The organism is Shewanella sp. HL-SH2 (assembly GCF_051164935.1).
Classification (GTDB): Bacteria; Pseudomonadota; Gammaproteobacteria; order Enterobacterales; family Shewanellaceae; genus Shewanella; species Shewanella glacialimarina.
In genome coordinates this window covers 2,672,219-2,697,442 of the sequence record NZ_CP195035.1, presented here as the reverse complement: position 1 = coordinate 2,697,442, position 25,224 = coordinate 2,672,219, and the positions used below count along the sequence as shown (strand labels likewise).

Genomic DNA, 25,224 nt, shown 5'->3' with positions numbered 1-25,224 from the left:
AATGCGCCCAGTAACTGTGTGTTTCAGGGCGCGTATTATTCCAGTAATATCTTACTGGGTAAAGTAGAACTCAAAGATAGCCTGAGTTATTCAGCTAAAGGTGATTTGTAACCGTCGGGTTTGAGCGCTAATAAATCACAATTTAAGCTATCAATAACATGTTCAGCAGTATTACCTATTAATGCGGCTGAAAAACCAGTACGGCCAACTGTGCCTAAAATAACTAATTCAGCATCCAGTTTTTCAGCAAGTTCTGGAATAACATCCTCTGGTAATCCTTCTTCAACATGACAATTTTCATAATCAATATTGTATTCTTGGGCAATATAACGAACACGTTCTTCATGCTGGACTCTAAGACTGTCGTTATAGGCATTGGCATCAAAGTCTGGTAGTTCAATAGCAAGGTTAACCGGCGTACCGGGATAGCCATTGACCAGATGAACTTCGGCGGAAAACTTAACCGCTAAGTCTTGTGCATAACGGATAATCTTGCCGTTTAAATTTTGCTGATCTTCATCTTCTGATGCGACATTAACGGCACAGAGGATTTTTCCTGCAACTGGCCAAGCGTGTTCTTTTACCATTAATACCGGTTGCGGGGCTTTACGCATAAGATGCCAATCTGTCGGGGTAAAAATAACCGCCTTCAGTTTGTCATGTGCGTGTGTGCTTTTAACAATTAAGTCGTAATCCCCAGCGATAGCATGATTAATGACAGATTCGAAAGGGCGGTTATGCCAAACAACCTGGCAATCAATAATATCAGGATTGTTTGTTTGTAAAATTAGCTCATTTAGCCATGCGGTGCGTTGGTCAATAACACCTTGTCGCATGGCTTCTCTCTCTTGGGCTGACAGTATTGAAGTCATTTCGTAGGAGAAATCAAAAATAGATAAGAAAGCGGTAATCTTAGCTTGGCTTTTTGAGGCTAGCTCAATGGCTCTGTCTAGTGCTGCTTGATGGTCTGTTGTAGGGTTAATAATAACCAGTATTTTTTTATATTCCTTCATATAACCTCCAAAGCCTTTAAATTTAGTGAGTTAGTAATATATATTAGTATCACCTTTTACTCATTAACATAACTTGAACTAGATCAAATAATCATCATTAAGTGGCGATCCGCGCATGTCCTGCCAGCAATCCTAATGCTTGATGATCCACTATTGAAATGTATTTACCATTAACTTCAATGAGACCGGATTTTTGAAAACGGCCTAATAAACGGCTTATGGTTTCAACCGTTAAACCAAGATAATTACCAATATCACCACGAGTCATGGTGAGTCTAAATTCTTTAGGTGAAAAACCACGACTACCAAAACGATTGGCTAAATTATTAATAAAGGCCGCAAGACGTTCTTCAGCATTTTTCTTGGATAACAATAAAATCATTTCTTGATCGCTCATGATTTCACTGCTCATTAAACGCATAATTTGTTGGCGTAATTTGGGCATAACACCTGACAGTTCATCTAAGGTATCGTAAGGAATTTCACATACCATAGATGTTTCTAATGCTTGAGCAAAACTTTGATGAATTTGCGAGTGAATGCCATCAAACCCAATAACGTCACCCGCTAGATGAAAACCGGTAATTTGTTCATCACCTTGTTCGGTAATCGTATAGCTTTTAATTGTACCGGAGCGAATAGCGTATAGCGCCCGTAAGTTGTCGCCGGATTTAAAAATTTGGTCGCCTTTTTGAACCGGTTTTTTACGTTCGATAATATTATCCAGTTTATCGAGTTCTGAATCATTCAATGTGAAAGGAATGCAAAGTGTCGACATGCTACAGTCATGACAATGAATAGCATTACCTCCAGAATTTGGACGGCGAACTTTGTTTTGATCACTTGGCATAATGGTTCCTAAATCATATCAACATTATCATGGTAAACTAAATCAAATTGGCCAGCCACTAAAGTTGATAAATAGCGACGTAGATAGTCTGTAAACCAAAACCAATCAGTAATAAGCCACTTATGATTCTTACCGATTTTCTCTGTACCCAATTTGCTAATTTTTTTGCTGCAAGTCCTGCAGTTAACAATGCAGGTAGGGTGCCTAAGCCAAAAGCTAGCATAATAAGCCCACCTTGAAGTGCACTGCCTGAAGCCACTGACCAAGTCAACGTACTGTAAACTAAACCACAGGGTAACCAGCCCCAAACCATACCCGCAAGAATGGCTTGGCTAGGGTGCTGAATAGGTAGAACCTTCTTTGTTAAAGGTTGTATTACTGCCCATAAACCTTTACCTATTTTTTCAATATAAACAATACCAAACCAAATTTGAGCAATGTATAAACCGGTAATAATCATCATAATACCGGCAAAAAAGCGCAAATATAAAAGGTAGTCGTCCACGGCAAACATTGCGCCAAGTGCTGCAGTGCTACCGCCAACAATACTTCCTGCAATGGTATAGCTTGTGATGCGCCCAAGATTATAACTCAGCAAAAAACTTAACTGATTCGCCAGCTGATTACCTGCACGATTAGGAAGGTTAGCTGAAAAGGCGCCTATCAAGCCACCACACATACCAAAACAATGTGCCGCACCCATTAAGCCAACTAAAAAAGCTCCGACAAAGTTAAATTCAATCACAAAGGAGTCTCTGGTTTTTCATCACTGTCTTTATGTTTGGCGTTATCGGAATGTGAGAGCTGTTTAGCTTGTTGCTGATTGTCATCATCAAATAAAATTGACACACTTTGTCTGTCCAGATCGTCAAATTGTTCACTTTTAACGGCCCAAAAAAATACACCCACTGCAATTAATACAAATACCATCGCAATCGGGATTAATACATAAATAATAGTCATAATTTAAGCCTTAGCAGTCGTAAACTGTTACTAACAACAATGATAGAACTTACCGACATACCGATAGCGGCAATATAAGGCACCACATGTCCAGTGACCGCAAGCGGTAAAATAATCACATTATACCCAAAAGCCCACGCTAAGTTTTGTTTAATAATTCGATTGGTATATTTTGATACTGTAATAGCGTCATTGAAACGGGAGAGGTGGTCGCCAAGCAAGATTAGATCGGCACTGTTTTTGGCTATTGCGCTGCCACTTCCCATTGCAACCGAAATATTCGCTCCAGCTAAAACCGGAGCATCATTTATTCCATCACCAAACATGGCAACTTGTTTGGTTTGCTGTAACTGGTTAATTAAATCTAACTTTGATTGTGGGCTCAGTCCTGAATGCACATCAGTAATACTAAGCCGCTTGGCTAAGAAGTTAGCATGACCAGAGCTGTCTCCTGTCGCCATACTTACCCCAATAGATTGATCTTTTAAGGTTTGAATCACTTTTTGACTGTCAGGCCTAATGTCATCGTTTAATTCAAATGAAGCCACCAACGCATTAGCAATACTTAAATACACATGTTGATGCTCAACACTTTTCTGATTAGGCAGATGTTCAGTTGCTTGCAAACAAAAAGCTAATGACCCTAACTTAATGGGCCTGCCTTTTAAATACCCTTGAACACCTTGGCCTACTTCATGACGTATGTCATCAATAACCTGATTAATATCGTGGTAAGGGATAAACACCTGCGCAATAGGGTGCAATGAACCTTGCTCTAATGTAGCCGCTAAAGATAAAGCGCTACTTTGATCAATATCTGCAAATAATTGCACAGAGCCCAACGACAGTTTACCGCATGTCAATGTGCCTGTTTTATCAAATACAACATGATTGATGTTAGGCAGTTTTTCAAATACACCGGACTTTCGAGTAATAATGCCTAATTTAGTAAAAATTGCTGTGGCACAAGTTACTGCAGTTGGCGTAGCTAGAGCAAGTGCACATGGGCAAGTAGCCACTAAAACAGATAGGGTCACCCAAAATGCATCTTCAGGCGAAATTTGTAGCCAAATAAAATAGGTAAAGGTAGCAATAGTTAAAATAGTGGCCGAAAAATAACGGGCTAATCTATCTGCTAATAAGGCAATGTTAGGCTTATTATTAGAGGCAAACTCTTGTAATCGAATAATTTCAGCAACTAATTGATCTTGGCCTAATGCAGTCACTTCAACTTCAATTGGCTGGTCAACATTTATTGTTCCTGCATAAACCTGCTGATTAGTTTGCTTTAACACCGGCATTTGCTCACCTGTGAGCATAGATTCATTAAGACTTGATAAACCTTTAGTAATGATACCGTCTGCCGCAACAATATCGCCAGGGCGAACTAATATAATATCGCCCACTTTAAGTCTTTTTGCTGCAACCTCTATTGCTTGTCCATCTTGCATAACATGTGCAGTGACAGGTACCAGCTTATGTAAGTTACTTGAGCTAACAGATGCTTTTTGTTTTGCTTGCTGCTCGAAGTAGCGCCCCAATAACAAAAAGAAGGTAAACATAGAAACAGATTCAAAATACACTTCGCCATTACCATTAACCGTTGCAATGCAACTTGCTATATAAGCACCTGCAATGGCAATGGACACAGATAAGTCCATGTTCAATTTACCTAACAGTAGGCTGCGAATAGCGCTAAAATAAAAAGGCTGTGCAGAGTAGAATACTACCGGAGCGGCAAATATCATGCTTACCCAGCGAAAGTAATCCCTAAGTTCCACATCTAAAGCTGAAAAATAGCCTGAATATAAGGCGAGGGCAAACATCATGACCTGCATGGTTGCAAAACCTGCTAAACCTAAACGCAGCAAAAATTTTCTGCTTTCTGCTTTACTGAGGTTTTCTTGGTCATCAACTTGATAAGGTGCCGCCTGATAACCAATGTCGCTGATTTGTTTTAGTATGTGACTTAACTCAACATCGTCAGCATGCCATGTTACTATGGCGCGTTGAGTAGTTGAGTTAACATTAATGCTGGCAACACCTGATAAGGTTTTAACTTTATGCTCAATTAGCCAGGCACACGCAGCGCATGTTATACCATCAATAGATAAAGATAGGCTTTTAAGGGTACCCTGTTGGTGTACTAAATCCTGCTGTACTTCGGGTAAATCATAAGCACTGAATTGATTTAATCCCTCGGGAATGAGCGCACTTTGCTTATTGCCTGGCTCACTTCTAAATCGATAATAGTTAGTTAATCCTGCATCGATAATCGCTTGAGAAACGGCCTGACAACCTGGGCAGCACATTAGTTGTACTTGCCCATCAATGAGTGTGGTGAATTTATCTGCGGTTAAAACCGGTTCATTACAATGAAAACATGATGTCATTAGGCACAGCTCGGGTTAGTTTAACCAATACTCAACGTTATCTGTTATATCTATACGTTGCTGAATGCGCCATGTAGCATCAAAACCTTCAATACGAATTTCCCAAGGGCCCATAATAGACTCATCTAGCGGGATCCGATAAATACCTAAACCATCAGCAGTCACTTTTAAATCAATATCTTGTGTTTCAAGCGTTCTGTGATAAAAATTGATACTCAAAGCAGCAGTATAGGCGGGGCCTCCGTGCTGGGTTATCTCAATCATATTGTCATTAATTTTCGCCAAATACTGCATACCAATTTTTTTTGCATGGTTTATTTTACGTAAATCTTGGTTAATGGCTTTACCTTCTTTGTAGTATTCTTCTGCCACTAATGAGTCAGAGTTATCTAAGGCGATATACAATAAGTTAAAGCTGGCAACAACGGCACAAAGTGGCAATATGATTAAAAACCAAGGCCAAAACTGCTTATACCAGGGTTGAATATCTGACATGGGGATTCCTAAGTTAGTCTGATTTCTATAAGACTATTTTACAGGTTAACTGCTTAATTATCACTTAAAAAAAAGGCCTCGTTTGAGACGAGGCCTTCACTATTACAGTTATGTAACTATTTGTTTGATAAACTATATACGTAAGCAGTAATTACGTGAACTTTCTCTTCACCTAATATGTCTTTCCATGCTGGCATCACACCAGCACGACCGTATTGTATCGTATGAATAATATCACTACGACTACTACCATATAACCAAATATTGTCAGTTAAGTTAGGCGCACCGATGAACTTATTACCGCCACCGTCCATACCATGACAAGCAAAACAGCCTTTCATAAATGAACCTTGGCCTTGCGCAGCAAGTGTTTCATCATGTTCACCACCAGACAGCTTAACCACATATTCAGCTAAGCCTTTAAACTCGCTTTCTTCAATGGGTAAACCACCTTTAGGGGGCATCATGCCATTACGACCATTCATCAATGTAGTCTTAATGTCTGTTAATTCACCGCCATACAGCCAGTCTTTATCTGTAAGGTTAGGGAAGCCCTTTGAACCACGGGCATCTGAACCATGACATTGCGAACAGTTTTGTAAAAATAGACGACCACCTACTTTCAGTGCTTCTTCATTTTTTACTAGCTCTTCTAAAGGTGTCGCTAAATAGGCATCAAAAATTGGGCCGTATTTTTCGTCAGCATGTGCCACTTCACGGTCATACTGAGATAAACGGTTTTCAGCTTTTGCAGCTTCCAACGCAGCGGCAGAATCAATTTTTATACCTTGTTCTGTACCAATGCTTTGGTTTGAACTGGTCCAGCCAAATAGGCCTTTATAGTTACCAAGTCCTGGGTACATGGCTAAATAAATCAGACCAAAAACGATAGTAATATAGAACATATAAGCCCACCACTTAGGTAGTGGGTTATTGAGCTCTTCAATACCATCGAAACTATGGCCCATTGATTCGCCTTCTTCAATGCCGGTATTATTTTGCGACATTTTACGAAGGATGAAAAAACAGCCTGCAATCACGATTAGTGTGAGTACGGTAATCCAAATACTCCAGAAGTTACTCATAATCATTACTTCTGCTCTCCTGAGTCTTGCGACTTTGTTGGTTTTTCATCATCTGCGAATACTAAGTTAGCCGCTTCGTCAAATTTCGACTTGCTGTGCTTACTGTATGCCCAGAAAAAAATACCCACAAACGTCACCATTACAATAATGGTTAAAATGCCTTGAAAAGTGCCGTAATCCATCATTACCTCCTACTTGAGTGCGTGCCCCAAAGACTGTAAGTATGCGATTAGTGCATCCATTTCTGTTTTGCCTTCAACCGCTTTTTGAGCACCGGCCAGTTCTTCTTCGGTGTAAAGTTTATCTTCAGGATGAAAATTACTTAAAATTTCCATTTTCTTCTGGGTCAACTTACCGTCTAAGATATTGTCCATAAGCCAAGGAAAACCTGGCATATTTGACTGAGGTACCACATCGCGAGGATTGATTAAATGCACTTCATGCCATTTGTCGCTATAACGACCACCAACACGTGCAAGATCAGGACCTGTACGTTTAGAACCCCATTGGAAAGGGTGATCCCAAACAGACTCACCAGCAACAGAATAGTGACCGTAACGCTCAGTTTCGGCACGTAAAGGACGGATCATTTGGCTGTGACAGTTATAACAACCTTCACGAACGTATATATCGCGACCTTCAATCTGTAATGCAGTATAAGGAATTAATCCTTCTACTGGCTCAGTGGTATCTTTTTGAAAGATAAGCGGGGTAATTTGCACTAAACCACCAAAACTAATGGCGATAACAGTAAATATACCGAGCAAACCGACATTTTTTTCAATTAACTCATGACTAAATTTCATCGTATCTGCTCCTTATGCTTTTGCTTCAGCAAGTGCTGGCAATGAATCTTTAGGTGCTTTAACAGTACGTATTACGTTGTATGCCATAATGAACATACCTGTTAAGAAGAATACACCACCAATAAAGCGAACGAAGTAGAAAGGATAAGATGCTTCTAAGCTTTCAACAAAGCTATAAGTCAATGTACCGTCAGAGTTAACTGCACGCCACATCAGACCTTGCATCACACCAGAAATCCACATAGAAACGATATATAACACAGTACCAATTGTTGCTAGCCAGAAATGCACGTTGACTAAATTAGTGCTGTACATACGACCGTGGCTAAATAACACAGGTATTAAATGATATAAAGAACCGATAGAAACCATTGCTACCCAGCCCAATGCACCAGAGTGAACGTGACCTACAGTCCAGTCGGTATAATGAGATAACGCATTAACGGTTTTAATTGCCATCATTGGGCCTTCAAAGGTAGACATACCATAGAAAGATAATGACACAACAAGGAAACGAAGCACGGGATCAGTACGCAGTTTATGCCATGCGCCTGATAACGTCATAATACCGTTAATCATTCCGCCCCAAGAAGGTGCGAACAAAATTAACGACATCACCATACCTAAAGACTGAGTCCAGTCAGGTAAAGCGGTGTAATGTAAGTGGTGAGGACCGGCCCAAATATACAATGCTATCAAAGCCCAAAAATGAACGATTGATAAGCGATATGAATAAACAGGACGCCCAGCTTGCTTAGGTACGAAGTAATACATCATACCAAGGAAACCCGCTGTTAATAAGAAACCAACCGCATTATGGCCATACCACCATTGCACCATTGCATCTACTGCACCTGAGTAAATTGAGTATGACTTAGTCAGACTCACAGGAACCGCCATTGAGTTAACAATGTGTAACACCGCAACCGTTATGATGAATGCGCCAAAGAACCAGTTCGCCACATAAATGTGCGAGGTCGTTCTTTTAACAATAGTGCCAAAAAAGACTATCGCATAAGATACCCAAACAATGGTAATCGCGATATCAATAGGCCACTCTAATTCAGCATACTCTTTACCCTGGGTGAAACCCATAGGTAATGTTATCGCAGCAGATAGAATAATTAATTGCCAACCCCAGAAAGTAAATGCGGCTAATTTAGGCGCAAATAAACGGGTTTGACAGGTACGTTGTACAACATAGTAGGATGTAGCGAAAAGAGCTGAAGTACCGAACGCGAAAATTACGGCATTGGTGTGTAGTGGTCGTAAACGACTATACGTTAACCAAGGCGTGTCGAAGTTCAGTTGCGGCCAGATTAACTGAGCAGCAATCAATACACCTACTGACATACCAACAATACCCCACAAAACTGTGGTTAAGGCAAATTGGCGGACAATAGTGTAATTGTAATCAGCGCCTGTAGACTGGGAATGGTTCATCATAATGCTTCCACGGCTTATTACTTATTGGCAAAGTTAGACTTTACCGGTTGAGTAGACAATATCTGATTAAATAAGACTTACTGTCTTGTTTATCAAGTACTGTCAAGGTGTTGACACGCGAAATAGCTATCAAACGCGTGGTGGTGCAATGATACTTGAGCTAGATCAAAAAAGAAACTTAACTCGAGTGTAGAATCTTGATCTAGATCAATGTCTGAAAGATAATGTTATCAATTTGAATAATTAGGTTAAATATTGTGCTAGAGAAGTCACTTTTAGGTATTTTTTTATTTTCACTATGTTTTTTAATAGCATGCGACTCCAATAAAGTTGAAGTTGAATCATCTTTTAAAGCCGATACCAGTTTGTGCGACTTTTATACGGGGTCTTGTAATCAGAAAGTTGATAATGTTGAAGTTCAGCTAACATTTAAGCAGCCAAATGCACCAAGTGAATCACCAATAGATCTTTCAATACAATTTTCAATCCCGGTCACAGATGTCAAAATGACAGTGGAAGGACGTGATATGTTTATGGGTATTATTCCGGTCTTTTTACAAAAGACCAACTCTCAATCATTTGATGCTCAATTGATATACGGTTCTTGCAGCAGCAATTATATGATTTGGCGCGCAAACGTGTCATTTGAACATGAAGGTGTTTCTCGTTCTGTTTGGTTCGATTTTCTTGCTGATGCGCAACACAAATCAGCTAATTAACAATCTAACCAATGTGTTTTTATACTTTCAAATATTGTTATGTTATCAATAAACAAGGTTAATAAGTCGGGATCAAAATGGCTGGCAGAATTCCTTCTCATTTCTGCTAATACCTCATCTAAAGGCCAGGCTTCCTTGTAGCACCGTTTATGCGCTAATGCATCAAACACGTCAGCAATAGCCACAATTCTAGCAAAAATATGAATATCCGTGCCTGAAATACCTTGGGGGTAACCTGAACCGTCATATTTTTCATGATGTTGTAAGGATATAATTGCCGCGGCTTTTAAAATAGGTCGCTCTGAATTAGCTAAAATTTGATAACCAATAGTAGGGTGTTGCTTCATAATATCCCATTCATCACCATCCAATTTACCGGGTTTAAGCAGCACGTAATCTGGGGTGGCAATTTTGCCAACATCATGCATAGGGGAAGCGCGTTTAATTAAATCAGCGTCTCTTTGTGATAATCCAGCCAATAGTGCTAACTCGTAGCAATATTCAGCCATACGTTTAACATGATTTGCGGCCTCTTTAGAGCGGCTTTCAACCACATCACCAAGACGCAAGATTAACTCAGATTGGGTATCTTCTACCTCCTGACTCAACAGTAAGTTCTCAAATGCCACCCCCACATTGATAGCAAAAATATCGACAAGTTTCTTATCAAGATCACTTATTTTATCAATGCCATCCATGTATAAAATATTAATCCATTGACTTGACTTGGTTGGAAAATAGCCAATAAAGCAATTATTTTCATAAAGGCATTTTCTCTCATCTAATGCTTTATTGAGTAACGAGATAATATCTTCTGGTAATGCAGTTTCATCACAGCCTTGAAAGCGGCCCGTACCGGCAAGAATTTCAAAACTTTTACTGTCAACATGGCCACTAATTGCATCAATTGCGTTACATGTTAACAAAAGAGTCTCATTACTTAAATTAAGTAGCGATGCCACTTGATTCAATAATCCATCAGCAAAACGGTGTAAGGTACGTAGTTCGAATAAACCAGATGTTGCTTGTAAAACCCTTTCTAAACCTTGGCGATGTTGTGCCTGGGATATTCTGGCTTGCTCAATTTCCATAATATCGCGATAAGAGCGCAGGGCAGAGTACACGCTGGTCATTAACTTGCGGGCATCAAGTTCAGCTTTTGCTTTATAGTCATTGATATCGTAATTAACAATCACATCTTCTTCTGGAGCCTGGCCAGGTTGTCCGGTACGTAAAATAATCCTCATGGTTCGATTATTAAAATCTTCACGGATCCATTTAATTAACTCTAATCCTGCATGATCACTTTCCATCACAACATCGATAAATGCTATCGCAATATCATTTTCTTGTTGTAACAACTCCTTAGCTTGCAACCCACTGTAAGCATTTATAAATACCAGCGATCGCCCATCTAACTTAAACCGAGATAGTGCCAGTTTAGTCACTGAATGAATATCTGGTTCATCGTCAACAATTAGAATTTTCCAAGGTGGAAGCGATGGCGGTTGGTCTTTATTGGTTCTTTCTGAAAACAAAGGTTTTTTCTTCCCAATATCAAAAAGCATTTGCTCACCTCTCTTACTGAAAATTGTGAAGATGAATCTATTTTTTAATTCAGATTAAGTGTAGACCAGATATTAATTAATAAAACAAAATGAATTTAAAAACAAAACTATTACAAAGTCACACAAATGCATTTGATAATCATTCTCAAAAACATATAATAGATTAATGACTCAGATGGGGATGAATATGAAAAACGTTAATATTGGTTTAAGTGAGCATAAAATTGCACAGTTGATTAACGAAGGTCACCTATGTGCCGCCGACATTCAATGCTTAGATAAAGCAAGCAAACAGATTATTTGGCAGTTGTGCCTGTGGTGTTGTCAGAACAGAATTCATTGTCAGAACATCAGTTGTCATTCATCACTAGTGGAGTCTAATAACGAGGCCAAAGTCTTGGTGTAGTCTTAGTCACATCATATCTTTTCTCTAGCGCTGTAATATGGCTGAGCGTACTTATGATACTGATAACGCATTGAATATTTTGTACGGGCGCCAAAAAAATCGTTTCACATTCTGGTGCAGTAGCGGTTCAACACTCGAGTAAAGGTAGTCACGGACGAGTCGTTATTCATTGCATGTGAGCACTGCAACGGCCATTTGAGTTTAATCACAGAAGAAGCGCCATTTAGGCACAAATAGCCACTATCACCACACCTCATATAACTGCGCACAATGTATATTATGTTAAATAGGATATTTGTGAATTACCATAACGTCCCTACATCTTGTGGTTTCTCATACCAAATGAGTTTTGTCTCACCTTAGTGGATCTGGTCTTTTAGTATTTAAAATCAGATGGTTATATTTAAACAAACGATTTCAGCGCACAACTTTGGTGCAATATTCTATTCAGAGCGCTTTTTGGTGTTGTTTTTATCACCTGACTTTTTCAAATCCTGTGGTATGTTTTTGGTTTGATTGTCAGTGTGTTTTAGTATGTGCTGTTGTGGTTCAGTGTACTGGTCAAGCCAAACTGGACACTTTTAGTTGAGAATTTTCAAACTCTACCGGTGACAGATCACCATTAGCAGAATGAAGTCGCTCCAAGTTGTAATATTTCATGTAAGCAGTCACATCTTGCTTCATAAACTCCCTTGTTGGTTGAGCAACGTTAAAAATCCAATCGTGTTTCAAGCTGCCAAAGAAACGCTCAACGACTGCGTTATCCCAACACGCACCCACATCACCCATACTGGCTCGGATACCATAGCTCGATAGCAGCCTACCGAATTGCTTACTGGTATACTGTGAGCCTCGGTCACTGTGAAATACCAGCCCTCTGGCCGGTTGGCGCAGGTTGTAGGCTTTCATTAATGCCTTGGATACCAAATCTGTAGTCATGCGTTTGTCTATGTGCCACCCAACAATCCGGCGTGAATATAAATCCATTACCACTGCTAAATACATCCAGCCTTCACCTGTCTTTAAATAGGTCACGTCACCCGCCCAAACCTCATTAGCCGATACTGGGTTAAAGTTCATGTTTAACAGGTTATCAGCCACTGCATCTGAATGTTTGCGCTGTGTAGTCACCTTGTAAGCTCGTCGCTGGGTAGCTTTGAGTCGAAGGCGGTGCATAATTTTACGAACGAGATAGCGACCAACCTGGTAGCCTTCCTTGCGCAATTTCTTCACCATTTCACGATTTCCTAAGCTGCCTCGACTTTGCTTAAATAGCTGTCTAACAAGGCGATAAAGCTTCAGTGTTTCAAGGCTTATCACGTTTGCTGGGCGTTTATGCCAATCGTAATAGCCTGACTTACTGACACTCATTACTCGGCATAAGAGTGCGATAGGGAACCGGTTAGATTGCTGTTTGATGAAGCGAAATTTTACTTCATTTCTCTCGCAAAGAAGGCGCTTGCCTTTTTTAGTATTTCTTTCTCCATGCGTAATTCTTTGTTTTCTCTACGCAATCGTTTCAACTCATCACGCTCAGATTCTTCTAAGGTGATACCTTGTTGCAGGGCTTGGTGTTTTTCCTTCCAGTTGTAAAGCAGGCTAGTGCTAACCCCAAGAGACTTTGCTGCATCAGCAACGCTATAACCTTGCTCTAGCACCATCAAGACGGCTTCATCTTTAAATACCTGCGGATAACTCTTATGTGATTTTTTTAGACTCATATTGACCTCTTAATTTATTGACCATACTGTCTCAAAATTAAGTGTCCGATGGAATTAGACCAGAACAGTATTGTTCAGGTGAGCTTTCTTGATTTATTTCAGGTAAGTGAAGGTAGAAATCGTGTTTGAGTTTTTCACTCAAAGATAAATTTGGAATAATATCTTCACCACTATATTCAATAGTATAAGTGTATGTACCAAGCTCTTTATCTAGCGCAGCTTTGTCAATTTTTACAGGAATTAAATATAATGGTGCCTGTCTAGGTAAATCAGAACTATCATCTTCAAACCATTCAAGAAAACCGAATGCTAAGTACAAAATATTAGCACCAGTTTCTTCAATTGCGGTATTCGCTTTAGAACGGATATTTCTCAATTGAGCTTCTAATTCTCGAGGGTAAAGCATTGACTGGATATTTGAATCACTATGTTTTTTATCAGTTGTTTTATGGCTAAGTGGTAAATCAAAACTGATATTTAAACCTAGTATTTGAGCCCATTCTTTTGCGTTAGGATCTGATTTTATTCTTACTTCACGGCCTTTATCATCTATCGATATGTATCCATGCTCTATCAATTGTTCTCTTGTCGGCTCATCAACAGGAATGAATTTGAATTGATGATTTTCCAAAAGTTCATATGCAAGCTGATCAGGCATCTCATCGATAATTCGAATTAACCCGCTTGTCGTATGTTTAAAATTAAGAAGACGATTGCGGTTAGTTAGGTCTAATAAGCGATTTCGAATAGATTGAAGTGAATCGAATGCAAAATTATCATTTAAAGCAGATGTTGAAAATTCATCCATAGATATCTCACTCTCCATGTGATTACCCGTGGCTAACATTTCATAAAAGTCAGTGAAATAGGGCAAATGAGATCATAATTCGTATGTTAAAGGCTATGAAATGTATTCGTAGCAACTCAAACGTTTCTTTGTTACTTCGATTATGGATAGATGCTCAGAAATGATCAACACTAGGATGATGGTATTTCCATTTTCCTATTAAATATGAGTCATCTAGATTCAAAAATGCAACATATTCAATAAATAGTGAGCTTGAAAACAGGTAACACTGAATTTAGCAGCATAATATAACCTATATGCCCTTAGAAAGGGCTTATGGTTGAAATATTAACTCAGCCTTTTCCCAAACAACTGATTCCTCGATTACCCTTAGAAACTCTTTGCCATTAAATCCTGATGGATATAAAGAAAAATGTTCTGAAGAAAAATCAACCTCTTTACCTGATGCCATTGACGATGTAATTTCTTTCTCTTGATTACACAAAAAATGAGCATTATCTGCCAGTGCAATCAAAAGCTCTTCAATGCTCACTTTCATAAATCCGGCGAAATAGTCATGGTCAAACTCGAGTGACGTATCAGCAATTAACCCTTTAATTTTAGGTATTTCAATCGTTAAACCTAATATTTTTCTAAGTTCTTTATTTAAATGTAGATCATCCTTAATTGCTTCGACTTTTTTCCTTACCTGTATACCCGCTTTACGTAATGTACGATCTCGGTGTTGAAACACCTCAGATTTAGTCGTACGGTAATATGTTGATTTAACTTCGATTATAAAGATAATATTGTCTATGACACAAATTAAATCAATCTCACCAGCTTCAATCCCGTTTGGTGTATTTGCTGTATAATTTCTTATGACATTGAAGCCACGGCCTTCGAATGCATCACCCAACTGATTTTCGATTCTTGTCGTTTCGTCTTTTAATGAACTACGCAGATTGGCAAAACGACGAAGATTATTCACTGCACTCACCGAACTATACTGCGTAAACATTAACAAAGGAAGTTGAACACAATGACTGCCAATTTTGAAAACGGGTTTTTCATAAAGTGGTTGAATTTTTTCAAATTGCGATTGGTGTAATTCGTTACTGAGCTTTTTCATATCAAGGCACCAAAACTCTAAAATAGCTTCCGCAGCCTTAATGCTCCCTTTGGGAAAGTCTCTGGAAACAGTCCATCCAACGATGTTGTTTACTTTCTCCTTCCACAAAGACCAGGTAATGGGAAATCGATTTTGACCAGTTGATAAACCTTTAATTGCAACCATTCCGGCAGCTTGCTGCCAATCACCTACTTGAGCATGTTCATAATAAAACGCTTCAATGTTCTCTTTTAAATAAAAAGCAATCATGAGTTCTAACGATAGTAACGCTTGGAATAAGTTAACGTTAAACCCGTTGTCGAGTTTTACAAACTCTTCAAAACCATAAAGTTTCTGTAGTTCCAGCTTAGTAGCTATGGCTTTTACATAAGCGAATTGATTGCTGTCATGGTTTTCTGCAGAACCCATTTGTACACTGGCCATTCCTGAGGCAATAAATTCCTCCATCGCAATATTAAACCAGTAACCTTTCAGAAGTTGCTGTCTGTTCCCATTACGATCCCAATTATTAATTATACCTTTATCAAAACGCTCAAATATCAACCTGCCACTTTTAACAGAGAAATGTAATGAATCGTCAAAACAAAATGGATGTACGCTTTGAGACAAAAACTCATCGAGTTCAACTTGTACTTGCATCAACTGACTAAACGTATTCAGTAATGATTCTGCAACAGCACTGTCTTCATTAGATGGGAAAACTAATGGAACATGATACTTTTTTAGTGATTTACCGATTTTGTTATCATTCAGATGGAAGTCTGAATCTGCTGAATGTCTTAATTTCCAATGTATTAACTCTGTTAACGCTCTCAATTTTGAGTTTACACTTATCACTCCACCGTCAAATGATATGGCTTGTTCTATTTGATATTTGAAAAAATATACAGCAGAAAATGACAAAAACTCGAATAAAGTTATATCTTTAAATGGACTGCTGTACTTTTCTATCAGCCCTTTCCTATCTTCGTGAGCTTGTTGGAATTGATGACATGTCTCAATCAAACCTTCCAGTATATTTGGGTATTGGCTCGATAGCTGGTTAATTTCATGCCACTTGACATGCTCTTTCTTAAGGACTATTTCAGATCTTCTGATCGCCGTTATGACAGTTGTTGGCGATTGAGCTAATACCATTGAGATAAACTTGAGATTAGAAGTGAGGTCATGTGCAAAATAACGGGCTAAGGCTAAGACAAAATCATCGGATTCAAACAGATTAGGTGGGAAACCATCAATAAATGTCGAATGCCAAAAGTATTCTTCTCGATTAACAATCGACAAGCTTTTTTTAGTAGGCTTTCTATAGAGATAAACTTCAAGGACTTGCTGGTATGCAAATTCTTCATTCTGAGAGGCTTTGAATTGTGAAAAAAGTTTTTCAAAGTAATTCTGTTTACGATCTAACATCAAGGAATCCATTCACAATATTATTAGGTAAAATATCAAATACTTGCCTTATTCATTAGGCATATCTGAAAAGAGACAACTCAAGTCACTTCTTTAGTTACATTTGCATCGCACTAAAGCTATGTTAACAATAGAAATTAAGAGTTCGAATTCATTTACTTTATATCTATAAATACATATACTATTAATAAATAAAAAAGCCAACTTTTCTTTTCATCTCAGTACATTACATTGATATCTGTTATGCGCTTAAAGTCAAAATGTTTGAGAAAAAAGCGCTTAAAGTCAGAAAGTTTGAGAATTTAGCGTTTCTGAATGAGACAAATTTTTCTAAGTCTATGATTTACCGAATACCCCAAATGACTTTTGTTTCACTTCGTAACTCTTGGATGTTGTTTTTTGAATTTGACCATTATATTTACGGTGGTGGTTTTGTTGCACCTTAACGATGCAGCATCTTAATCTGCGCGCTTTATTAACCTATTTGAGCTGCTGATCTTTTAAAATCCATGAGTATGTTTTTGATTTGAGTTAGTCAAAAAGAAAGCTTTGCATAAAAACTAAACGATTATCATCACAAGTCAAATAATACTCAAACATAACGACTGTAGATATTATCATCAAAAAATTATCTTTACTGGTCAAGTCAAACTAGACACTTTGAGTTGAGAACTTTCAAACTCTACCGGTGGCAACATTTTTTGACCTCTACATTTATCGGGACTAACAAAACTGGAATTTATGAGTTGTTATTAATCTTCCATCCAATCTATATTCGGTAGTGCATCCAAATGCTGGCTATAACGTATTTCGTTAAAAGAGGCACCATTTTTCATGACATCGAAAACTTCGATAGCCAACGCGCAAGCCATCAATTGAATAGCGTCTTCACGCGGTGTACCTGTCATGACTAAACGCATTAGGGTTTCTTTTACTTTTTTGGGTTCACTGTCGGCGATTTGATTTTCGACGACTTCAATGAGTGTTTCTTCAGTCATGTAACTATCTTGCTGATTATCCATTATAACGACTCTGTTTAAATACTTAACGTCATTATGCCGCAAGCATAGTGTAAGCAATAGCGTAAACTCCGAATTATTCGAGCATTGCCGTCAAGAATGTAACGTTAAGGTTGAGTAAAATTTATCTGTGTTGATAATCTGATTGGATTTTGTGCACCGTAACGACATTTTTTGAGACGACAATATCATCGACTAACACTTTTATCTTCGTTTCGGAATGTTCAGCCTGTGCAAGTTACCTTACGATTTTTAGATTGGCTTGTTTTTTAGCACTTAATTGTTGGCAAGCTTTTCCAATTAGTTGTGTATTGCGGCGTCAGTAATTCTCGTCGCATGGCCCATTTATGCTCAATACCTTGAGCGGCTACAAATAAGGTATCTGTGCCATAGCGTTGATTGATAGCATCAAGCGTTTTCATCAATGCTGGATTAGCTTTAGGTTGGTTAAATAAATCGAATTGGGTGTGTTTTTCACAGCTTAAATCAAGCAGACCTACGCCAATTTTGTAATAGTGAACACCGGTTCTAAATAGTTTTACTGCTGCGTTGCTCATGGCCTGGGTTAACTCTTTGGTACAATTTGTCGGGCATGCAAATGATACGAGTACTTTGAAGTTGACGGGATGGTCATCATAGGGTGAGTTACTGGCAAACAGCATCATTGTTTTGCAATGTGTTCCCTGCTTGCGTGCCTTTACCGCCGCAATACCAACATGTTTACTTAATGCTTGCAGCAATGAGTCATAATCAACAATACGCTCACCGACACTGCGGGTAGAAAAAATTTGTTGCTTATCTGCCCTCGCCTCATCCCATACTTTACATACCTGCCCGTTTAACTCGCGCACTGTACGTTCAATTTCAATGCTGAATTGTTTACGTGCTAATCCTGCTGGCATATTGGCCAGTTCAAGTGCACTATTGATATTCATTAAAGCTAATTTTTTACTAATACGCCGACCCACTCCCCAAACATCACCGGTACTCATTGATTGTAAAATAGCTATTCGCTCAGGCTCGTTATCAATTACACAAACACCTTTGTAGACTTGTATTTTCTTCGCGGCATGATTGGCCACTTTCGCTAAGGTTAAGGTGGGTCCCATGCCCACGCAAACCGGCAGACGCGCTTCTTTCCATACTGCACGACGAATTAATTGACCCTGGGTGCGTAAACATTGAATGGCGGGATAACACTGCTTGAATGAAAGAAAGCTTTCATCGATGGAATACACATGCTGTTCGGGGGCAAAACGGCCAATGATACTCATCATTTTCATCGATAAATCGGCATAAAGCTCGTAGTTACTTGAGCAGGCTATAACACCTTTTTGTTGGCACAAGTGTTTAACCTGGAAGTAAGGCGAAAACTTTGGTACGCCAAGCTCTTTAGCCTGACGGTTAGCCGCAACTATGCAGCCGTCGTTATTACTCAACACTATAATGGGTTTACCGCGCCAGTCTGGACGAAAGACCTGCTCTGCACTGCAATAAAATGAATTCGCATCAACTAAAGCAAACATGGTTAACTCACCTGGGGCGAGCTAGCCAGTAAAGGGCTTTGGCGATGACAACGAATAGAGCGAATCACCACGCCTTCAATATTGAATGAGTCATAATAGTTTATCGCTTGCGGCTGATATAACTCATTAGATGACAATAATAACCTGCGGTTTTTATCCAGAATTTTACACACAAACTCACCATTAAAATTGGCAACAATCACATCACCATGACGGGCGGTTTCATGGCGATCAACAATCAATAGGTCGCCATAAAAAATACCGACGCCCTGCATTGAGTCACCACTCGCGACGCCAATAAAAGTGGCATTAGGATGTTCAATCAATAGTTCATCTAGGCTTAACGATAACTGTAAATACTCAGATGCAGGACTTTCAAAACCGGTAATCCCCGCACTGGCATGAATAGGAATAATGCGCATAATAAACACCACTGTATAAATATACAGTTATTGTATTATATTGAAGGATTATTGCCAGTTTTTAATTAAAATCAAAAAATCATCACCCTATTTTTTAGTTTTAGGGCAAGATCAATCAACAAGGGAATTTAAGTCGGGGGCGATTTATGACTGGTCTAAACCGCGCATATTTAATAGAGAATAGATGCTTTACAGCGTAAACTGTTTGTTTATGTTTTTGATAAAGAGAGCCAGATCCGTGATTAAATTCTCTGTTGATACCCACGCACACACCATAGCTTCAACCCACGCATACAGTACTGTTCATGAGTATTTTTCGATAGCCAAAACTAAAGGTATTAAACTTTTTGCTATTACCGATCATGGGCCTGATATGGCAGATGCGCCCCACTTTTGGCATTTTGTGAATATGCGAGTATTGCCAAGAATTGTGGATGGTGTTGGTATGCTGCGCGGTATTGAAGCAAATATAAAAAATGATCTAGGTGAAATTGATTTTTACGGCAGCTATTTAACCGATCTCGATATTGTCTTGGCGGGTTTTCATGAGCCAGTATTCCCACCATCTAGCCTAGAAGCGCATACACAAGCACTTATCAATTGCATTGAAAGTGGCCACGTTGACATCATTACCCACCCCGGGAATCCGTCATATCCGATTGATATCAAACGGGTTGCGAAAGCTGCCGCTGAGCACAATGTCGCGCTTGAAATTAATAACTCGTCTTTCTTAACCTCTCGTAAAGGCAGTTTAGCTAACTGCACTGACATTGCGAGTGCAGTGAAACACGCTGGCGGATTATTAGTGATGGGATCGGACTCTCACGTTGCATTTAGCTTGGGCGGCTTTGAAAAGTGCATTGAAGTTATTGATGCTGTGGATTTTCCAATCGAGCGATTATTAAATCGCAGCCCTGAAGCATTACTGTCATTTTTAACGGCAAGAGGCCACACCAATTTAGATGAATACGCGGTGTTAATCGATTAGCCATAAAATGATTTACTACATCAGCTTTAATGTGAGTATGTGGTGAGTGTTATGGCGTTTATTGGGCGCGAGTAATGAATTGAATGTTAAGTAAAAAACCCCATTAAAGTGCTCTTTAAATGGGATTTTTATCATCAATTTATCGCTGAGCTTATCGCTGACCGTATAGCTCGCTTAATAGATTAGTTTTGGGTTAAAAAACGTTGTTTAACCGCTTCAGCCATTAAGTGTGGTGGAATTAAGCCTTGTTCTAGCACAAAGTTATTAAAGGCTAAACGGTCAAATTTGTCACCCAAGGCCAATTCAACATCGGCTCTTATTTCAAGTAACCTTGATAAACCATAAAAGTAGCTGCCCGCCTGTCCAGGCATACGCATGGTATAACGGTCTACTTCTTGTTTTACTGCGGCTTTTGAGAACACCACATCATTGCTTAATAAATTGTAAGCTTGCTCTTTGGTGGCTAACCCTAAATTTAGCATCGGGTCTAACATGGCACGGGCGTTACGTAATAGACGATGTTGCAAGGCGATGAGTTGGCCTTCAATGGGTAAATAAGGCAGCATTTCAGCTTCAGCATAAAGTGCCCAACCTTCTACGTTGACGCTATTAAACGCATAATACACTCGAGCCAATGACACACCTTGCTCTAGCATGACGGCAAATTGCAGTTCATGCCCAGGTCGACCTTCGTGAGCACTTAATGTGTACGCAACCGCGTTAAAGTTAAAGTCATCATAAGCGGCATCACCACTTAATGCGGGGTTGCCGGTTGTCAGTACAAATTGACCTTGCTCGCCAGTGTTACCAATAAACGGGGGTGGCAACATATGCGGCGCTGGGCTGCCCGCGGCCTCTGCATCGCTGGCAAGACGCATAATCATATTACGTTTTGGTAAGTCGACAACCGCTTGCGCAGTAATAATGCCTTCAAGTTTAGTGTTAATTTCGCGATAGTGGTTTTCAATTTTATCGTTGCCTAATGAGTCATTTTTAAGCGCTTTAATCACATCGCGATAATCACTCGATGGCATATCAAACTTTGCTGCCACTAACGGAGCCAAAGCTTGCATGTTCGCTTTGGTGATCATGTAACTTGCTTTAGCACGTTCAATGAGCAAGTTTGGGTCTATATCAATTCCTGCACTTTTAAGTTTTAACGCATAAATTTCAGAGGGCAATTTGTAGTCAGTACGCGCATGAGGAATAACCGTTTTTTCAGCCCATTGACGGTAATCTGTAATTTGTTTTTTTAACAGCGCTAAATTATCGTCCGCTTGACTGAAGTCATTTTTATCAAATAATTGCTGTAAACCTTGCAGTAAAGTGTCGGTCCTTGCTAATGCTTGTTCTACTTCTTCTTTAGTTGGGCCGAGTAATGCTTTATTGTTTAACGCGGTTTCAAACAAGGTTTTTGCTTGCTCAGTTAATGCGGGTTGATCGGTTTTCCCGACATAACAAGCCAAACGCGTTATAGCGGCTTGTTTGCGGCTGTCAGCCATTTGCTGATCCAATAATGCCGATACCCCTCTAAAAATAATTAATGGGACATCAACCCAAGGTAACATGTACTTATCATCTAACTGGTCTGCCAAAATGGTCTGGTCAATATCGTCGATAATAATATTAAGATCTTGGCGAACAGGTAAAAGAGTTTCTATTTCCAGTGCTTTTAGTAAGGTTTTCTTACTGTTATTAAGCGTTTTAATGTACTTATCTTGTTGTGCTTTGGTAATACTGCTACACAGATTGTCGGCTTCTGAAATACCTATTGAGCTGGCCATTTCGGGTTGAAACTGGCTGGTTATCTGGATCTGTTTATTGGTGTATTGATTACTCACATCAACCCAAGTACTCGCAGAAGCGGTCATTGGAACTAACATCAGCAATGGGATTATTGTGGTGAGCTTTTTGCCTGACATCGACTAAATCCTTTTTATTTGGCCTTTATTTCGGCTTATTATTTTAGGCGATTACTATAACTGAATTTCAGCACCAATAGATAAACACCCAGTTAGCTATTCTGTAACGAATCGTTATCAATATTGAATTGTAAGCCGAGTGGCACGTCATCTCAATTTGCTTGCTTTATCGCGAGTTTGATGCACTTTTCATCAATACACTTAATCACCAAGGGTAGATATAGATACATAGATTTTTGCGTGATAGAACACTTTTAATGTGAAATATAAATGTACTATTAATATTGAATAAAGAACTGAATGTTAACATGCAAATCGAACGTCATATTTTTAATCGTTAAGGTATCTTTGATTTGGTATTTTAAGCAGGATTGAACTTAACGTTGCTGTTTCGCGTAGTACAACATAAAGCTTTATAAGAATATAAAGATCTTATAATCCAATGCTTGATTTCAGCCACTTAGGATCATCTTTGTTTTAAATAATAAATTGATAACATCAGTTTTAATCAACATCACTTTTTAGGGAATAACACCATGTACATGATAGTTAAACACGCCCATCTGACAATAATTGCACTGACGTTTATATTTTTCATCATCAATTTTGTGTTAACGATGAGAGGTTCAGACAAGGTGAATAACAAACTGCTAAAGGTCGGTCCGCATGTTTTGTACACGCTTTTCATCTGTAGTTTTATCTACCTTGTCGTGGTTAACCCACTTAACTTATATCCATTCGTAAACGGCTGGGCCTCTTCTAAGTTAGGCGGATTTGTACTTTATGTATTATCTATTACGTTGGCACTTAAGTGGGCAAAGTCAACCTTGTGGCGTGTAGTCGGTTTGCTGAGTGCCATATTTTGGCTAGTGATGAGTGCACGATTAGGGTTTGCTGATCATCTTAAATCAAAAGGTATTGTTGAAAATGCCAATGTTTATTTTGATTTAAGCCAGTCGATACTAACAACTATTGCTTAGGTCTGTGCTATGACAAGGAGCTGCACAACGAGTGGTGCAGCTCATCAATATTAGTCATCCTAAAACAGATCTTTAGAGCAACCTAGCCATTTTGACATGAGAGCTTTTTACCTAACGATAGGTGTTACCCGAAGGTCATTGAGTTTGTTGTTTTCTATATGGCTGATGATAAAACATTAATGTCTTACCCACACTTAACCTGTCTTTATCGGTCATATTATTCCAGCGAGTGATCTGCTCGACACTGACTTTATATACTCTGGCGATGCTCCAAAGTGTATCGCCATACTGAACTGTGTGGTTACCGTTAACGGCGGTTTCACCTTTAGGCGTTCGAACTGTATTTGCCATTGTGGGTTTATTCGATGACACTTGAGAAGATTTGGCGGCCGCCAGTTCTACATCGAGTATCACTTGTGACGTTAAATGTGGCATAAAAAGTATTTGGCCTGCGATAATTCGATCACCACTAATGTCATTCATTTCTTGAATTTTAGACACGCTTATTTGATGACGTTGAGCAATAGCACTTATATTGTCACCTGCTTTTATCTGATATTTGAACCATTTAACTCTTTCACTAATATCGGTGTCTTCAAGCGCTTTTTTAAACTGATTTACTTTACTGACTGGCACAACCAATTGATGTGGTCCGTCGGGCGATGTTGCCCAGCGATTAAACCCCGGGTTTAACTTTTGCAGTCGAGTAATGGGTATATTCGCCAGGTCGGCTGCTACAGCGATATCAATTTGACTACCGACATCAATCACTTCAACGAGCGGTTTGTTAGGAATTGATTGAAGGTTAATGCCATAACGTTCGGCATGTTTTATGACATCTGCAATTGCCAGTAATTGCGGTACATATTGTCTGGTTTCTTTGGGTAAGGGTAAAGCCCAAAAGTCGGTGCTTAAGCCCCTAGCTTCATTGTATCGAATAGCCTCTCGCAACCGCCCTTCACCCGCATTGTATGCTGCTAATGCGTATAACCAGTTGTCAGTTTTTTTATACAAGTATTCCAACATATCTAATGCTGCAGTTGTGGCTGCAGGGACATCTCTTCTGCCGTCATACCACCAATTCATTTCTAATCCGAAATGACTGGCCATGGGAGAAGTAAATTGCCATAAGCCTGATGCATCGGCGCTGGAATAAGCAAGTGGATTAAAAGAGCTTTCAACCATAGGTAATAAAGCCAGCTCTATGGGTAAGTCTCTATCGTTAAATTCTTCAACAATTAAATATAAAAATGGTTTCGCACGTTGTGAAATACGTTCTAGATGCTGTGGATTATTGATATACCATTGTCGATATTGATTAACTAACTGTTCATCTGGAATAGGGATATCCATCGAAAAACGGATACGTTCCCACACATCACCACTATCTTGATACGGGCGGCGGACTAAAGACTTAGGCACTTTTGATGATGTTGTATTATCAAGATTACGAGAGATTTTTTCTGTTTCGACATCTTTAACCGTCACGGTTTGGCAACCACTTAACAGGATAAAACCTGTAGCAATAACAAAAATTGATGTTCTCAATTAAAGATGTTCCTTGGCAATGGCG

The 25,224-nt window shown here is 39.1% G+C and carries 23 protein-coding genes; 4 read left to right on the top strand and 19 right to left on the bottom strand.

The genetic code is table 11. The annotated features are described in order from the left end of the window. Nucleotides 1-86: 86 nt before the first annotated feature. From uspE to ccoN, 10 genes are all read right to left on the bottom strand, one after another. Entirely contained in the window at nt 87-1,013 is a 927-nt protein-coding gene (uspE, locus tag ACRWP9_RS11690) for a universal stress protein UspE (protein ID WP_434926156.1), read from the bottom strand. Between the two features lie 97 nt (nt 1,014-1,110). After that, nucleotides 1,111-1,863, bottom strand: a complete 753-nt coding sequence (gene etrA / locus ACRWP9_RS11685; protein ID WP_434926155.1) for an electron transport transcriptional regulator EtrA — start codon at nt 1,861-1,863, stop codon at nt 1,111-1,113. Nucleotides 1,864-1,921: 58 nt separating this feature from the next. Next, nucleotides 1,922-2,608 (bottom strand): sulfite exporter TauE/SafE family protein, encoded by a 687-nt coding sequence (locus ACRWP9_RS11680; protein ID WP_434926154.1) that lies wholly within the window; start codon nt 2,606-2,608, stop codon nt 1,922-1,924. Next, nucleotides 2,605-2,826: a cbb3-type cytochrome oxidase assembly protein CcoS gene (gene ccoS / locus ACRWP9_RS11675; protein WP_434926153.1), complete on the bottom strand. Its 222-nt coding sequence runs from the start codon at nt 2,824-2,826 to the stop codon at nt 2,605-2,607. Before ccoS ends, ACRWP9_RS11680 begins: the two co-directional genes overlap by 4 nt. Then, nucleotides 2,823-5,219 carry a heavy metal translocating P-type ATPase gene (locus ACRWP9_RS11670; RefSeq protein ID WP_434926152.1) on the bottom strand — a complete coding sequence of 799 codons (2,397 nt, stop codon included), beginning with the start codon at nt 5,217-5,219 and terminating at the stop codon, nt 2,823-2,825. Before ACRWP9_RS11670 ends, ccoS begins: the two co-directional genes overlap by 4 nt. 15 nt (nt 5,220-5,234) lie before the next feature. Beyond that, the gene (locus ACRWP9_RS11665; protein WP_434926151.1) at nt 5,235-5,714 is read right to left on the bottom strand and encodes a FixH family protein; all 480 of its coding nucleotides are present in this window, start codon (nt 5,712-5,714) and stop codon (nt 5,235-5,237) included. A 116-nt stretch (nt 5,715-5,830) separates the two neighbouring features. Beyond that, entirely contained in the window at nt 5,831-6,799 is a 969-nt protein-coding gene (ccoP, locus tag ACRWP9_RS11660; protein ID WP_434926150.1) for a cytochrome-c oxidase, cbb3-type subunit III, read from the bottom strand. A gap of 5 nt (nt 6,800-6,804) precedes the next feature. Further along, a complete protein-coding gene (locus ACRWP9_RS11655; protein ID WP_226415775.1) occupies nt 6,805-6,981 on the bottom strand; it encodes a cbb3-type cytochrome oxidase subunit 3 in 177 nt (58 codons plus the stop codon). Nucleotides 6,982-6,990: 9 nt separating this feature from the next. Beyond that, entirely contained in the window at nt 6,991-7,605 is a 615-nt protein-coding gene (gene ccoO / locus ACRWP9_RS11650) for a cytochrome-c oxidase, cbb3-type subunit II (RefSeq protein WP_226415776.1), read from the bottom strand. A gap of 12 nt (nt 7,606-7,617) precedes the next feature. Continuing rightward, nucleotides 7,618-9,051 carry a cytochrome-c oxidase, cbb3-type subunit I gene (gene ccoN / locus ACRWP9_RS11645; protein WP_434926149.1) on the bottom strand — a complete coding sequence of 478 codons (1,434 nt, stop codon included), beginning with the start codon at nt 9,049-9,051 and terminating at the stop codon, nt 7,618-7,620. Between the two features lie 257 nt (nt 9,052-9,308). Between ccoN and ACRWP9_RS11640 the strand changes: the two genes are divergently transcribed. After that, the gene (locus ACRWP9_RS11640; protein WP_226415780.1) at nt 9,309-9,770 is read left to right on the top strand and encodes a hypothetical protein; all 462 of its coding nucleotides are present in this window, start codon (nt 9,309-9,311) and stop codon (nt 9,768-9,770) included. Here the strand turns inward: ACRWP9_RS11640 and ACRWP9_RS11635 are convergent. Next, nucleotides 9,767-11,338: a DUF3369 domain-containing protein gene (locus ACRWP9_RS11635; RefSeq protein WP_434926148.1), complete on the bottom strand. Its 1,572-nt coding sequence runs from the start codon at nt 11,336-11,338 to the stop codon at nt 9,767-9,769. The two genes, ACRWP9_RS11640 and ACRWP9_RS11635, sit on opposite strands and share 4 nt — an antisense overlap. A gap of 187 nt (nt 11,339-11,525) precedes the next feature. Between ACRWP9_RS11635 and ACRWP9_RS11630 the strand changes: the two genes are divergently transcribed. Further along, nucleotides 11,526-11,744, top strand: coding sequence for a hypothetical protein (locus ACRWP9_RS11630; protein ID WP_434926147.1), 219 nt, complete (start codon nt 11,526-11,528; stop codon nt 11,742-11,744). A 561-nt stretch (nt 11,745-12,305) separates the two neighbouring features. Here ACRWP9_RS11630 and ACRWP9_RS11625 read toward each other — a convergent pair. From ACRWP9_RS11625 to ACRWP9_RS11600, 6 genes are all read right to left on the bottom strand, one after another. Continuing rightward, nucleotides 12,306-13,465, bottom strand: a protein-coding gene (locus ACRWP9_RS11625) for an IS3 family transposase (RefSeq protein WP_434925975.1) whose coding sequence is annotated in 2 segments (ribosomal slippage) — nt 12,306-13,216 and nt 13,216-13,465 — 1,161 coding nt in all. Because the reading frame shifts where the segments join, the coding sequence is not laid out codon by codon here. 37 nt (nt 13,466-13,502) lie between these two features. After that, nucleotides 13,503-14,273 carry a DUF4011 domain-containing protein gene (locus tag ACRWP9_RS11620; protein WP_434926146.1) on the bottom strand — a complete coding sequence of 257 codons (771 nt, stop codon included), beginning with the start codon at nt 14,271-14,273 and terminating at the stop codon, nt 13,503-13,505. A 313-nt stretch (nt 14,274-14,586) separates the two neighbouring features. Then, complete coding sequence (locus tag ACRWP9_RS11615) at nt 14,587-16,794, bottom strand: nuclease-related domain-containing protein (protein WP_434926145.1); 2,208 nt, start codon at nt 16,792-16,794, stop codon at nt 14,587-14,589. A 752-nt stretch (nt 16,795-17,546) separates the two neighbouring features. Continuing rightward, on the bottom strand, nt 17,547-17,816 hold the full coding sequence (locus ACRWP9_RS11610; protein WP_434926144.1) for a hypothetical protein: 270 nt from the start codon (nt 17,814-17,816) through the stop codon (nt 17,547-17,549). Nucleotides 17,817-18,082: 266 nt separating this feature from the next. Further along, nucleotides 18,083-19,339: a Y-family DNA polymerase gene (locus ACRWP9_RS11605; RefSeq protein ID WP_434926143.1), complete on the bottom strand. Its 1,257-nt coding sequence runs from the start codon at nt 19,337-19,339 to the stop codon at nt 18,083-18,085. 2 nt (nt 19,340-19,341) lie between these two features. Beyond that, a complete protein-coding gene (locus tag ACRWP9_RS11600) occupies nt 19,342-19,761 on the bottom strand; it encodes a LexA family protein (protein WP_226409880.1) in 420 nt (139 codons plus the stop codon). A 241-nt stretch (nt 19,762-20,002) separates the two neighbouring features. Between ACRWP9_RS11600 and ACRWP9_RS11595 the strand changes: the two genes are divergently transcribed. Then, nucleotides 20,003-20,749, top strand: a complete 747-nt coding sequence (locus ACRWP9_RS11595; RefSeq protein ID WP_434929042.1) for a phosphatase — start codon at nt 20,003-20,005, stop codon at nt 20,747-20,749. 182 nt (nt 20,750-20,931) lie between these two features. Here the strand turns inward: ACRWP9_RS11595 and ACRWP9_RS11590 are convergent, their stop codons facing one another. Continuing rightward, nucleotides 20,932-22,671 carry a DUF885 domain-containing protein gene (locus ACRWP9_RS11590; RefSeq protein ID WP_434926142.1) on the bottom strand — a complete coding sequence of 580 codons (1,740 nt, stop codon included), beginning with the start codon at nt 22,669-22,671 and terminating at the stop codon, nt 20,932-20,934. A 536-nt stretch (nt 22,672-23,207) separates the two neighbouring features. On the opposite strand from ACRWP9_RS11590, the gene ACRWP9_RS11585 reads away from it, so the two are divergent. Further along, complete coding sequence (locus ACRWP9_RS11585) at nt 23,208-23,651, top strand: SirB2 family protein (protein WP_434926141.1); 444 nt, start codon at nt 23,208-23,210, stop codon at nt 23,649-23,651. Between the two features lie 135 nt (nt 23,652-23,786). Here ACRWP9_RS11585 and ACRWP9_RS11580 read toward each other — a convergent pair whose 3' ends face one another. Then, nucleotides 23,787-25,199, bottom strand: a complete 1,413-nt coding sequence (locus ACRWP9_RS11580; RefSeq protein WP_434926140.1) for a LysM peptidoglycan-binding domain-containing protein — start codon at nt 25,197-25,199, stop codon at nt 23,787-23,789. Nucleotides 25,200-25,224: the final 25 nt, after the last annotated feature.

What these genes read in the sequence shown, in the direction of transcription:
- ACRWP9_RS11665 (WP_434926151.1), bottom strand. Translation starts at nt 5,714, where the DNA reads ATGTCAGATATTCAACCCTGGTATAAGCAGTTTTGGCCTTGGTTTTTA.
- ccoS (WP_434926153.1), bottom strand. Translation starts at nt 2,826, where the DNA reads ATGACTATTATTTATGTATTAATCCCGATTGCGATGGTATTTGTATTA.
- etrA (WP_434926155.1), bottom strand. Translation starts at nt 1,863, where the DNA reads ATGCCAAGTGATCAAAACAAAGTTCGCCGTCCAAATTCTGGAGGTAAT.
- ACRWP9_RS11605 (WP_434926143.1), bottom strand. Translation starts at nt 19,339, where the DNA reads ATGTTTGCTTTAGTTGATGCGAATTCATTTTATTGCAGTGCAGAGCAG.
- ccoO (WP_226415776.1), bottom strand. Translation starts at nt 7,605, where the DNA reads ATGAAATTTAGTCATGAGTTAATTGAAAAAAATGTCGGTTTGCTCGGT.
- ACRWP9_RS11585 (WP_434926141.1), top strand. Translation starts at nt 23,208, where the DNA reads ATGTACATGATAGTTAAACACGCCCATCTGACAATAATTGCACTGACG.
- ACRWP9_RS11670 (WP_434926152.1), bottom strand. Translation starts at nt 5,219, where the DNA reads ATGACATCATGTTTTCATTGTAATGAACCGGTTTTAACCGCAGATAAA.
- ccoN (WP_434926149.1), bottom strand. Translation starts at nt 9,051, where the DNA reads ATGATGAACCATTCCCAGTCTACAGGCGCTGATTACAATTACACTATT.
- uspE (WP_434926156.1), bottom strand. Translation starts at nt 1,013, where the DNA reads ATGAAGGAATATAAAAAAATACTGGTTATTATTAACCCTACAACAGAC.
- ACRWP9_RS11620 (WP_434926146.1), bottom strand. Translation starts at nt 14,273, where the DNA reads ATGGATGAATTTTCAACATCTGCTTTAAATGATAATTTTGCATTCGAT.
- ACRWP9_RS11655 (WP_226415775.1), bottom strand. Translation starts at nt 6,981, where the DNA reads ATGGATTACGGCACTTTTCAAGGCATTTTAACCATTATTGTAATGGTG.
- ACRWP9_RS11600 (WP_226409880.1), bottom strand. Translation starts at nt 19,761, where the DNA reads ATGCGCATTATTCCTATTCATGCCAGTGCGGGGATTACCGGTTTTGAA.
- ACRWP9_RS11615 (WP_434926145.1), bottom strand. Translation starts at nt 16,794, where the DNA reads ATGTTAGATCGTAAACAGAATTACTTTGAAAAACTTTTTTCACAATTC.
- ccoP (WP_434926150.1), bottom strand. Translation starts at nt 6,799, where the DNA reads ATGAGTAACTTCTGGAGTATTTGGATTACCGTACTCACACTAATCGTG.
- ACRWP9_RS11630 (WP_434926147.1), top strand. Translation starts at nt 11,526, where the DNA reads ATGAAAAACGTTAATATTGGTTTAAGTGAGCATAAAATTGCACAGTTG.
- ACRWP9_RS11610 (WP_434926144.1), bottom strand. Translation starts at nt 17,816, where the DNA reads ATGGATAATCAGCAAGATAGTTACATGACTGAAGAAACACTCATTGAA.
- ACRWP9_RS11590 (WP_434926142.1), bottom strand. Translation starts at nt 22,671, where the DNA reads ATGTCAGGCAAAAAGCTCACCACAATAATCCCATTGCTGATGTTAGTT.
- ACRWP9_RS11635 (WP_434926148.1), bottom strand. Translation starts at nt 11,338, where the DNA reads ATGCTTTTTGATATTGGGAAGAAAAAACCTTTGTTTTCAGAAAGAACC.